10 protein-coding genes are annotated in these 12,306 nt (G+C 46.2%); 1 reads left to right on the top strand and 9 read right to left on the bottom strand.

Translation table 11 applies throughout. The features are described from left to right. Positions 1–2: 2 nt before the first annotated feature. The 5 genes from MHH25_RS09100 to leuB form a co-directional block, all read right to left on the bottom strand. Positions 3–968, bottom strand: coding sequence for a MoxR family ATPase (locus MHH25_RS09100; protein ID WP_017689647.1), 966 nt, complete (start codon positions 966–968; stop codon positions 3–5). Positions 969–1,089: 121 nt separating this feature from the next. Further along, positions 1,090–2,196, bottom strand: coding sequence for an ATP-binding protein (locus MHH25_RS09095; protein WP_340019844.1), 1,107 nt, complete (start codon positions 2,194–2,196; stop codon positions 1,090–1,092). Positions 2,197–2,644: 448 nt separating this feature from the next. Further along, positions 2,645–3,061 (bottom strand): hypothetical protein, encoded by a 417-nt coding sequence (locus MHH25_RS09090; protein WP_017689649.1) that lies wholly within the window; start codon positions 3,059–3,061, stop codon positions 2,645–2,647. A gap of 357 nt (positions 3,062–3,418) precedes the next feature. Then, positions 3,419–3,958, bottom strand: a complete 540-nt coding sequence (locus MHH25_RS09085; RefSeq protein WP_036610146.1) for a peroxiredoxin — start codon at positions 3,956–3,958, stop codon at positions 3,419–3,421. A 277-nt stretch (positions 3,959–4,235) separates the two neighbouring features. After that, entirely contained in the window at positions 4,236–5,321 is a 1,086-nt protein-coding gene (gene leuB / locus MHH25_RS09080; protein WP_340019843.1) for a 3-isopropylmalate dehydrogenase, read from the bottom strand. A gap of 233 nt (positions 5,322–5,554) precedes the next feature. Between leuB and MHH25_RS09075 the strand changes: the two genes are divergently transcribed. Further along, complete coding sequence (locus MHH25_RS09075; RefSeq protein WP_036610151.1) at positions 5,555–6,535, top strand: aldo/keto reductase; 981 nt, start codon at positions 5,555–5,557, stop codon at positions 6,533–6,535. A 261-nt stretch (positions 6,536–6,796) separates the two neighbouring features. On the opposite strand, the gene MHH25_RS09070 is transcribed toward MHH25_RS09075, so the two are convergent. From MHH25_RS09070 to ilvB, 4 genes are all read right to left on the bottom strand, one after another. Continuing rightward, positions 6,797–8,338: a 2-isopropylmalate synthase gene (locus MHH25_RS09070; RefSeq protein ID WP_017689653.1), complete on the bottom strand. Its 1,542-nt coding sequence runs from the start codon at positions 8,336–8,338 to the stop codon at positions 6,797–6,799. Positions 8,339–8,477: 139 nt separating this feature from the next. Continuing rightward, positions 8,478–9,470, bottom strand: coding sequence for a ketol-acid reductoisomerase (ilvC, locus tag MHH25_RS09065; RefSeq protein ID WP_036669754.1), 993 nt, complete (start codon positions 9,468–9,470; stop codon positions 8,478–8,480). 261 nt (positions 9,471–9,731) lie between these two features. Beyond that, the gene (gene ilvN, locus MHH25_RS09060; protein ID WP_024628317.1) at positions 9,732–10,214 is read right to left on the bottom strand and encodes an acetolactate synthase small subunit; all 483 of its coding nucleotides are present in this window, start codon (positions 10,212–10,214) and stop codon (positions 9,732–9,734) included. After that, positions 10,211–11,962, bottom strand: coding sequence for a biosynthetic-type acetolactate synthase large subunit (gene ilvB / locus MHH25_RS09055; protein ID WP_036610160.1), 1,752 nt, complete (start codon positions 11,960–11,962; stop codon positions 10,211–10,213). The genes ilvN and ilvB overlap by 4 nt, the downstream gene beginning before the upstream one ends. Between the last annotated feature and the right edge of the window lie 344 nt (positions 11,963–12,306).

Here is a 12,306-nt window from a genome sequence, read left to right as displayed (position 1 = left end):
GATTAACGCCCGCTTGTAGCGAGATTCTCCGTAGGCACTTCTGTCTGATTCAGAAGTTCCTGGATGATACGCTCCGCCAAGCCCTCTTGTTGTCTGATCCGGTTACGGAATACGAGTCGGTGGGCCAGCACAGGTTCCGCCAGTACTTTAATATCATCAGGCAAAACAAAGTCTCTGCCATGCAGTGCAGCCCATGCCTGACTTGCCTTGAGTAATGCCTGAGCCCCTCGTGGACTTACGCCAAGCGAGAGCTCTGGATGTTGCCTTGTCGCTTCGGTTAACTGAATGATATATCGTAGCAAATCTTCGTTGATTTGCACTGTTTTATACGTATCCTGCGCCTTCAAAAGTTCTTCACGACTGATCACTGCCGAGAGATCATCAACAGAACGACTGGCTACCGTACGTCTCAAAATTTCTACACTCTCTTCACTGCTTGGATAACCCATGCGAATTTTCATCATAAAACGATCCATCTGCGCTTCAGGTAGCGGAAAAGTTCCCTGGTTATCTACAGGATTCTGGGTGGCGATAACGATGAATGGCCGTTCCAACTGTCTCGTTGAACCGTCGATACTGATCTGGCGCTCTTCCATACACTCCAGCAAGCTTGATTGTGTACGCGGTGTAGCCCGGTTAATCTCATCGGCTAGTACAAGATTGGCAAACAAGGGGCCGGGTCGGAATTCAAAATCCCCTTCTTTTTGATTAAAAAAATGAATCCCTGTTAAGTCAGAGGGCAGCAAGTCCGGTGTAAACTGTATCCGTTGGAATGTGCAGTCCAATGAAGAGGCTACCGATTTGGCGAGCATCGTTTTCCCAGTACCCGGTACATCCTCCAGCAGCACATGTCCTGACGCTATGATCGCTGTCATCACCAGCTCTATCGTATGCTCTTTTCCCACAATCACTTTTCCCACGTGATCCATCAGTTGTTGATTCATTCGTTCCATTCCTTGGATTTCCATCTGCATCTCATCCTTCCGTTATGGAGCTTATGTATTCGCATTCATTACTAACTATAACCGTTATTGGCAACATAAAACAAAGGAGTTGGCAAATGACCAACTCCTCGACTCCCCGCTTTTCTCAATATACCAAGGGTAACATAATTATAAACCGCGTGCCTTCGCCCTTTTTGCTATCCACAGAGATGGTGCCTCCATGGTTCTTGATGATTCGGTAACTCACCGAAAGTCCAAGCCCCGTTCCGCTCTCCTTGGTCGTGAAGAATGGATCAAACAGACGTACAAGCGTGTTATGGTCCATCCCATGACCGTTATCCGCGATGGAGATCTGCACGAACTTGTTTTCCGTGGCGGTAGATATTCGAATTAGACCCGTATGTTCTTCGCCAACTTCCTCAATGGCATCCATTGCGTTTTTCACCATATTCAAAATAACCTGCTTAATCTGTTTGACATCAATGGACACATTCAGCGGGGCATCCCCTTCATCCAGTACGATCTCGCATCCCTTCATCAACCCTTCGCTTTCGGTCAGCAAGACCACCTCTTTGAGCAAAGAGTCGACGGATATCACGGTCTTCTGTGGAGCTGACGGTTTGGAAGAATTCAAAAATTCGTAGATGATGTCATTCGCCCGATCAATCTCCGTCAGTATGATTCGAGCGTACTCGTCTTTGCCGAGCTGCAGCAAATGGGGCCTGAGCAGTTGAATAAACCCACGGATTGCAGTCAACGGATTACGAATTTCATGAGCAATAGATGCTGAAATTCGCCCCAGCATCGCAAGTTTGTCATTTTGATAAGCGGTCTGTTCAATTTGTTTATAATCAGATACATCTTTGACGCTGAATAAGAAGTCGCCATCCATCTGATCACCGTACGTCACAGTAACCAGCCAATGCCTTCCGTATTCATCAATCAATTCATGATAGCGCTTACGATGAAAAATAGTTTCCCGATAGATACGTAAAATTTTCTTTTTCTTGAATCGGCTCATCTGCGGATGATGCAGCATTTGCATCAGGGTGCAGCCGCTCAACAGACTTCTTGGAAGTTCCAACAACTTTGCCATCTGAACGTTAATAAACGTCAATACACCGTGACTGTCAAACAACATAATACCGCTATCCAGATGTTCCAGTACATTCTCGTACTTGTTGTTATCCAGATGCACAGGCGGGAAACCATCCGCTGGTTGAGGCACTGTATCCTGAAATTCACTAATCATGTCAGGTTCCTCCTTTTCACGTAAATGATAAACTTGCCATTCGGACATCATATCATCACAGAAACAGGAAGGGCCGATTTTATTTTTCATTACCGGTGCCCTTTCGTTGGGGGGCTGAGCCGAAAATATGGATGGCATGGCCGGAACTCAAGCTGGTCTATTCCCGGTAACCAACAGTCGATCCGGAAAATCATATACGTTTGTCCCATTCTGACCTTCTCCTATTCCCAAACACGAACATTTTTTGCTCCGCCTCTTTTGCAAGTCTGTTTTTATCATAGACAAGTTTATAGAAGAGAGTCAATCGGAGAAAGTGTCGAATGGAAATTATTTTAAAAAAAACCTCGAATTAGTTCCAGAATACAGCACAAAAACGAAGCCGTTTCACCCAGTTAGGCAAATCAGCTTCGTTTTTAATATCTTTAATTGGTGATATATCCGAGATCATCTATAGTCCGGTCTTATTATGCTGAATTTTCAGTCTGCGCTGACTCATCACAGCTAATCGACGTTTAAGTTCGCTTTCCCACTTCTCGTCTTTGGTTTCCTTGGCGAGCCTGAGCAAATCCAGAGCCATATCAATCTGGCGTTGCACAATGACCATGGCATCCTCGCTCTCACGGTTTACACAGTTTTCAAAAATCGCATCCTCATCTTCTGTAACATAATCTTGAAAGTCGATCTCGGATGCACCGTCTCCATGCGCATATTCAGCCAGAATTTCGTATTCGTTTTCCACTTTATAATGCACCTCAACCCGGTGACACACCGGGCAAAACAGCAGGGGAACATTATGAACCTGGGTGCGGTAATGCTTCAGCGTGCCCTTCGTTCCAACCATACTTGCCCCACAACAGTAACTCATTTTTGTTCACCCTCCTTATTACGTGCCGGGACTTTTTTTGTTAAAATGCCATCCCGTACACTTACAGCACTTCCAAAAAGGAATAGTTCCATCAGTGTATCACATTCATGTACAGATTATAAATGCAGAGCACCGGAATATTTACCGGGTTTCCATACCCTATTCGCCTTGAAGGCCATCAATTCCTCTTTCAACAGATAAAAAGAAGACTTTCTTCTAATATATTATTAACACGCTTAGCTGCTTGTTCAAACACTTTTGATTAACTTCGTGATAACTTCCGGCAAAAGGGTGCAAAAAGCCCTCAATCCCTAACGGGATGAGGGCTTGAACAAAAACCGTTCAAGTTAATCTGGCTTACAGGTTAGTGTCGCCTGGTTTCCAGTTCATTGCACACAATCCGCCGGATTGCAGTGCTTGCAGTACGCGAAGTGTTTCTTCAACACTACGGCCTACATCGTTGTGGTTAACCACTTGATATTTCAGTTCGCCTTCTGGATCGATGATGAACAGACCGCGCAATGCTACGCCTTCTTCTTCGATCAGAACGCCGTAATCTTTAGCCACTTGCTTCGTGATATCGGAAGCCAGCGGGAAGTTCAATTGACCCAGACCATTGCTGTCTACAGGTGTATTGATCCATGCTTTGTGGCTGTGTACGGAGTCTACGCTCACGCCAAGAATTTCTGTATCCAAAGCTTTGAATTGCTCGGAAGCAACGCTCAAAGCTGTAATTTCAGTTGGGCACACAAATGTGAAGTCCAAAGGATAAAAGAAGAATACAAGCCATTTGCCACGATAATCGGACAGTTTAACGGAACCGAAGTCTTGTCCGTCTCCCGATACTGTTTCCATTGCGAAATCCGGTGCTGGTCTACCTACCAAACGTTCTGCCATAACTAAAAATTCCTCCTTTGGGATTATGTAAGCATCCTTGCGGATTGCTCATCATCAAGAAAAACGCGTACGCTTTTCCTGTAATTAAAATGATTTGATACTTGATAACAAGTACAAGTAAAATGTTATCATCCGGACTTCCCAAAGTCAAGATTATAAACATTATTTTTTTATAATCATTATAAATAAGGATTTTTCGTGGCAAAAATGATAAAGGAACAGCCCTCTGTACATTCCATAACTGGAAACAAAGGGCTGCCTGTAGTTGGTAATATAATTACGCCTGTTTCTGAATAGCCGCCACGATCAAATCGCCCATTTCGGTCGTGCTGATCGCTGTGCTCTTGTCTACAGCAATATCACTCGTGCGGTGTCCTGCATTCAATACATCCGACACAGCTGCTTCAATGGCATCCGCACCTTCTGTATAACCAAAGGTTGTACGGAACATCAACGCCAAAGAGAGAATGGTTGCAATCGGATTAGCGAGGCCTTGACCTGCGATATCCGGTGCGGAACCGTGTACCGGTTCATAGAGTCCGAAGCTGCCCTCTCCCAGTGATGCAGATGCGAGCATACCGATGGAACCTGTCAACATCGCTGCTTCATCACTCAAGATATCTCCGAACATGTTTTCCGTTACGATGACATCGAAGCTGGACGGACGACGCAGCAATTGCATCGCGCAGTTGTCTACCAGTACATGCTCCAGTTCAACATCCGGATAATCCGGTGCTACCCGGTTCACGACTTCACGCCAGAGACGGGAAGTTTCCAATACGTTGGCTTTGTCTACAGAAGCCAGCTTTTTGCGACGTCCTTGCGCAATTTCGAATGCCTGACGAACGATCCGCTCCACTTCTGTTACATTATATGCACACGTATCTACTGCCTCTTCGCCCTGTGCACTTTCACGTCTGAATTTCTCACCGAAGTAGATCCCACCTGTCAACTCACGTACCACCATCAGATCTGTACCTTCCAGTACTTCAGGCTTCAGAGTTGAAGCATCCTTCAAGCAATCAAATACAACAGCCGGACGCAGGTTGGAGAACAATCCAAGTGCTTTGCGAATACCCAGCAGGCCTGTTTCCGGGCGAAGCTCCTTGCTGTTGTTATCCCATTTTGGACCACCAACCGCTCCAAGCAGGACTGCATCTGCACTTTTACATACAGTCAGTGTTTCTTCAGGAAGAGGCGTACCCTTCTCATCAATCGCGATTCCGCCAAACAACGCATGCTCTGCCTCAAAACGATAACCGAATACTTCCTCCGTACGTTTAAGAACTTTCTCAGCCTCAGCTACGACTTCAGGGCCAATTCCGTCACCTGCAATAACTGCAATTTTTTTCACGTCTGCCATTGGGTTGTCCACTCCTTATATTTCATTCATTAATTATTCATAAAGTAACGTCTCATATTAACTCTCTCTTTTGTATCATATTCCAAGGTCATTTGACCAAGATATACAATCTATGACTTTAATAGATTTTACCTATAAGCCAATAGAGATTGGCCTTTCCAAGTTGTTCTGATCTCCCGGCTGGGTTAAAATATAGCTGAATTCAAATCAGGTACGCAGGAGGGATAAGCAATATGCAATATTCGTATTTGGGTAAATCAGGCCTCAAGGTCAGCCGAATCTGTCTCGGTACCATGAATTTCGGGCCTGCTACAGATGAAAAAGAAGCTTTCCGCATTATGGACGCAGCACTTGATGCAGGGGTGAACTTTTTTGATACCGCTAACATCTACGGTTGGGGTGAAAATTCCGGCCTTACCGAAGAAATTATCGGACGCTGGTTCAACCAGGGTGGGGGCAGACGTGAAAAAGTAGTTCTGGCCACCAAAGTCTATGGCTCCATGCATGATGATACAGATGGCCCCAACAACGAAGCTGGCCTCTCCGCCTACAAAATCAGACGGCATCTGGAGGGTTCCCTCCGCCGCTTACAGACCGATCATATCGAGTTATACCAGATGCATCATGTAGACCCTGCCATATCGTGGGACGAGCTGTGGGGTTCGTTCGAGAATGCCGTTCAACAGGGTAAAATCGGTTATGTAGGATCGAGTAACTTTGCTGCATGGCAGATTGCAATCGCTCAAAGTGAAGCCAAGAATCGTCATTTCCTCGGCCTGGTTTCCGAACAACATAAATATAGTCTCAACTGTCGTTTGCCTGAGTTGGAAGTACTGCCCGCTGCCAAAGAGCTGGGCCTCGGCGTCATTCCATGGAGTCCACTGGATGGTGGATTACTGGGACGTAACGCTCTGCAAAAGCTGGAAGGAACACGCAGCGGGGGCATCGCTGGAAGGATCGAGCAACAGCAAACTCAGCTTGAAGACTTTGCCGCACTGTGTCGTGATCTCGGTGAACCACAGGATACGGTGGCTTTGGCATGGGTTGCAGCCAATCCGGCGGTGACCGCCCCGATTATCGGACCACGTACGCTGGAGCAGTTTGAGACCGCACTCAAATGTTTGGACGTGACTTTGGATGAAGCCGTGCTCAAACGTCTGGATGAGATTTTCCCAGGTCCAGGTGGACATGCACCTAATGCATACGCGTGGTAATAGCTTGATAGCGTAAGTCAATGTAATAGGTAATCGTAGAAAATGTTCTGTGTTTTACTGCCATAATCATATAAATAATAAGCAAAAGAGTCTGACCCTCCACAGGAGAGTCAGACTCTTTACGTCCCTCACTGAACGTAACAAAGCAAGCCGAACGATCTTCTATATCCATTAAATTAAAGATAGATCATTCTAGCAGCATACATGTGTCTCAGCTTAAAGTTCAGTTCAATGAAAGGTGCGTGCTTCTTGCATTGGAGCCTACAGATTAACGTTTACACGGTTCGTATATGTCTTGCGCTTCTCAATCAATTGATTCAGGCCGTCTACATAGGCGCGTGCACTTGCACCCAATATATCTGTGCTTACGCCACGTCCTTGTACCGAAACCTGATTCTGAGTCAGCACAACATGTACTTCACCCAATGCATCTTTACCATGCGTTACCGATTTGATGGAATAGTCAGACAACGTTACGTCTTCCCCACTCACTTGGTCAATCGCATTGTAGATTGCATCTACCGATCCGTTACCCTCTGCTTGCTTCTCAAGCGTATCCCCGTCAAGCGTTGCAATGCGGACTTTGGCCGTTGGTACCGATTCGTCTCCGTACGTTACGAAGATGGATTCCAGTTTATACACCTCAGGTGCATCCTGCAATTTCTCTTCGATTACGGCAAGCAGATCTTCGTCAGTAACTTCTTTTTTCTTATCAGCCAGATCTTTGAACTGGGCGAAAGCCCGATTCAATGCTTCTTCTTCCAGCTCATATCCCAGATCAATCAATCGTTCACGGAAGGCATGACGACCAGAATGTTTACCCAGTACAAGTTTACTTTCCTTCAGACCGATGGACTCTGGAGTCATAATCTCATACGTTGTTTTTTCCTTAAGCATGCCGTCCTGGTGAATGCCTGATTCATGTGCGAAGGCATTTGCCCCAACAATGGCTTTGTTTCCAGGCACAACCATACCTGTCAAACGGCTAACCAAACGACTGGTCCGTGCAATTTCAGACAACTGCAGCGATGTTTTCGCCTGGAAAAATTCCTGACGTGTCTCGAGCGCCATAGCAATTTCCTCGATCGCCGTGTTTCCGGCACGTTCACCAATGCCATTGATCGTACCTTCGATCTGATCGGCTCCGTTGAGAATGGCTGCAAGTGTATTGGCCGTCGCCATACCCAAGTCATTATGACAGTGGGCACTCAGCTGTACCTTTTCAATACCGTGTACATTCTCCTTGAGATGTTTGAAAATGTTTCCGTATTCATATGGGCTCAGGTAACCAACCGTATCCGGAATATTCACGACGGCTGCACCTTCTTCAACAGCCATATTCACCATTTCCACGAGGAAATCATACTCGGTACGACCTGCATCCTCAAGGGAGAATTCAATCTTCGAGAATGTTTTCTTTGCATAACGAATCGCGGAACGAGCTGTATCCAGTACCTGCGCTTTGTCCATGCGCAATTTATGTTGGCGGTGAATAGGTGAAGTTGCCAGGAAAACGTGAATGCACGGGTCCTGTGCACCTTTAAGTGCTTCCTTAACCGCATCAATGTCTTGCTCTCTGGAACGGGACAAGCCAATTACAGTCACATTTTTGACCGCATTTGCTACTGCATTGACAGCTGCCAGATCACCTGGAGATGCCGCCGGGAAACCCGCTTCCATCCGGTCAATGCCAAGCCGCTCGAGCTGATGGGCAATTTCCACCTTTTCACGAGTGTTCAGATTGACTCCCGGGGATTGCTCTCCATCACGCAGCGTTGTGTCAAATACATAGATTTTACGCACGCTTCGCACCTCCTGTACTTGTTATTATATGTTTCTCTGAACCAGCAATAGCGGCTCACGCATAAGCACGGCCGCTATTCCCAGTTAAAGCTCTAAGTTTACTTGAATACCTTATAGTGCATGTTCTAGAAGTTAATGCTTACTTCTTGATCCAGTGCATCATCTCACGCAATTGTCCGCCAACCACTTCGATTGGGTGTTCAGCTTCGTTACGACGAGTAGCTGTCAAGAATGCACGTCCGGATTGGTTTTCCAGAATGAAGTCACGTGCGAATTTACCTTGTTGGATATCCGTCAGCACTTCTTTCATTGCTTTCTTCGTATCTTCAGTTACAACGCGAGGTCCAGTTACATAGTCACCGTACTCAGCTGTGTTACTGATGGAATCACGCATGCTTGAAAGTCCGCCTTCATACATCATGTCAACGATCAGCTTCAGTTCGTGCAGACATTCGAAGTATGCCATTTCAGGAGCGTAACCCGCTTCTGTCAATGTTTCGAATCCAGCTTTTACCAATGCACTCACGCCACCACACAGAACAGCTTGCTCACCGAACAGATCTGTTTCTGTTTCTTCACGGAAGGAAGTTTCGATAACCCCTGCGCGTGTACAACCGATACCTTTAGCATAAGCCAAACCGATTTCTTTAGCTTTACCCGTTGCATCTTGCTCAATCGCGATCAGGCCCGGTACACCAAAACCTTCCACATAAGTACGACGTACCATGTGACCAGGGGACTTAGGAGCTACCAGCAATACATCGCTGTTTTTTGGAGCAACGATTTGACCGAAATGAACGTTGAAACCGTGTGAGAAGAGCAATGCAGCGCCTTCTTTCAGGTTTGGTTCGATTTCGTTTTTGTATACAGAAGCTTGAGTTTCGTCTGGCAGCAAGATTTGAACTACATCTGCGCGGCTTGTTGCTTCAGCCGGGGACAGAACTTCAAATCCGTCATTTTTTGCAGTGTCGAAGGATTTACCTTCACGAAGTCCGATGACTACGTTCAATCCACTATCACGAAGGTTTTGAGCTTGGGCGTGGCCCTGGCTACCATAACCGATTACCGCGATCGTTTTTCCTTTCAATACGTTAAGCTCTGCATCCTGTTCATAATAAGTAGTTACTGGCATGTTTATAAGTCCTCCTTTGTATTGTAAAGAACCCTTCATTAATGAGCGGGTGTCTCAAGGGACCGCCTCGCTTGGAGTGTCAAAAGCATCTCTGGTCTGATCCGATCCGTTCAGACACCCGCCCATTAATGCGGGAATGTAGCTATATTTTCAAGCGTTACATCACTAAAATGTTAAATTACAACTGTTAAGGGACTGACACTCACATAAGATCAACTGTATATGTTAGCTAACCGTCGTCCCTCTTCATTCATTATAACTTTATACGTTGCCGCGTACCAATGCAGTTATGCCTGTACGGGACAATTCGCGAATACCATATGGCTTGAGCAATTCAATCATAGCATCAATTTTGTCCGTATCTCCGACTACCTGCACAATCAGGCTGCCTGGACCAACATCTACAACGGATGCGCGGAATGTTTCTACCACACCCAGAATTTCAGGACGCTCGGAAGGCTCTGCTTTCACTTTAATCAAAGCGAGTTCACGGGCTACCATCGGTTTCAGGCTGAAATCAACCACTTTAATAACATCGATGATTTTATACAATTGTTTCTCAATCTGCTCCAGCGTTTTATCGTCACCAATGGTGACAATAACCATCCGGGAGAGTCCTGGTTCTTCCGATTGACCTACGGTAATACTCTCAATGTTAAATCCGCGTCGACCGAACAACCCTGACACACGCTGAAGGACGCCTGGCTGATCGTTTACCAATATTGAAATCGTATGTCTAATCATTCGTCAGCATCCCCCATCAGCATTTGATCAATTGTTGCTCCCTGCGGAACCATTGGATACACATTTTCATCCTTGCGTACTACGAATTCTACAACGACTGGTCCTGGTGTATCCAAAGCTTCCTGCCAAGCACGCGCTGCTTCTTCTTTATTCGTTGCACGCAATCCTTTCACGCCATATGCTTCAGCCAGTTTTACAAAATCCGGGCTTCCTGCCAGATCAATGTGGCTGTAACGGTTCTCATAGATGAGTTCCTGCCATTGGCGAACCATTCCAAGTACCTGATTGTTAATGATCACAATTTTTACCGGTATATTGTTAATGGCACAGATTGCGAGTTCTTGGGAACACATCTGCATTCCGCCGTCACCGTTAATGGAGATAACGAGTCTGTCCGGATTGGCCATCTGAGCACCAATTGCAGAAGGGAATCCAAAGCCCATCGTTCCGAGACCACCCGAAGTTACCCATGAACGTGGTTGATTAAACTTGTAATATTGTGCCGCCCACATCTGATGTTGTCCCACATCCGTAGTCACAATCGCTTCACCTTTGGTTGTATCATTCAACATTTCAACAACCCACTGCGGTTTCAACACTTCGTCTGAATCCGTATAGCTGTATGGCTTCTCTTGTTTCCACTGTTTGATCTGGTCTCTCCATGCATCTGCACGCTCTGCACGTCCAACTTCTTTGTTGGCTATTTCAAGTACGGTCTTCACATCACCAACGATTGGAATATCGGTTGCAATGTTTTTACCAATCTCAGCCGGATCAATATCAATATGAACGATTTTGGCATGTGGAGCGAATCCGTCCAGCTTACCTGTTACCCGATCATCGAATCGTGCGCCGATATTAATCAGCAGATCCGACTGTTGGATGGCCAGGTTGGATGTGTATGTTCCGTGCATTCCTGGCATCCCTGTCCATAGTTCATGCCCACTTGGGAATGCACCAAGCCCCAGAAGGGTTGTCGTAATCGGAATGCCTGTCTTCTCAACAAACTCGAACAGTTCTTCATGTCCTCCCGAGTATACCACACCGCCACCGGCCAGAATCATTGGACGTTCTGCTTCCTGAATGGCCTGAGCCAAACGGTCAACCTGCAGTTTGTTTGGTACTGTCCGTGGATTGTACCCTCTTAATGTAACAGGTTCAGTACTTGGTTCAAACAAGGTTTTGTTGGCTGAGACATCTTTCGGAATGTCGATCAGTACAGGACCTTTACGGCCGGTGTTGGCAATATGGAATGCCTCATGAATGATACTCGACAAATCCTTAACATCTTTTACCAGATAGCTGTGTTTGGTGATCGGCATTGTAATCCCGGTAATATCCGCTTCCTGGAAAGCATCCGAGCCGATCAGGCTGGAATTAACATTTCCCGTAATGACAACCAGCGGCACAGAATCCATATATGCCGTGGCTATTCCAGTAACCAGATTGGTTGCTCCCGGCCCGGAGGTAGCGATACAAACACCAACTTTGCCGCTTGCACGTGCATATCCGTCAGCTGCATGAATTGCACCTTGTTCGTGACGGGTTAAGACGTGTTTGAAATCCTCGAAACCATACATTGCATCGTAAATGTACAACACTGCGCCACCCGGGTAACCAAATACGCAATCCACACCTTCAAGCAACAAACTTCTCAGCAGAATCTCGGAACCGCTAATGACCTCCGGCTTCATCCATTTTTCACGTAATTCATCTGTCGATCGTACTTCTGGAATTTGAGCTCCCATTAGTCATCCTCCTCTCGGAATTTACACCATTCTGACATTTAAAGTTACAAAAAAAACCTTCCATCCCCTGCAAACAAGTTCATGCTTGCGAGGGACGAAAGGTTATCGCTTCCGTGGTACCACCCAACTTTGCCCGAAATTTCGCAATAACGGACCTTACCAGGTACAACAAAACGAATAGCTCAAACGAACATAGTCGTTTCCCATACCTGTTGTCTGTAACGCAGACATACGATTTTCCCTAATACGCGAAAGGAGTGACATCCAGTGCTTTTCAGGAAAACAGCTCCGAGGTGAGCTCGTATATAAGGGGTAATGGTGGTGGTTTCAGCAATTCCAGCCAC

The sequence above is a fragment of the Paenibacillus sp. FSL H3-0457 genome (assembly GCF_037981725.1).
GTDB lineage: Bacteria > Bacillota > Bacilli > Paenibacillales > Paenibacillaceae > Paenibacillus > Paenibacillus amylolyticus.
The sequence above is the reverse complement of the archived record's forward strand: the minus strand, read 5'-3'. Positions and strand labels throughout refer to the sequence as shown.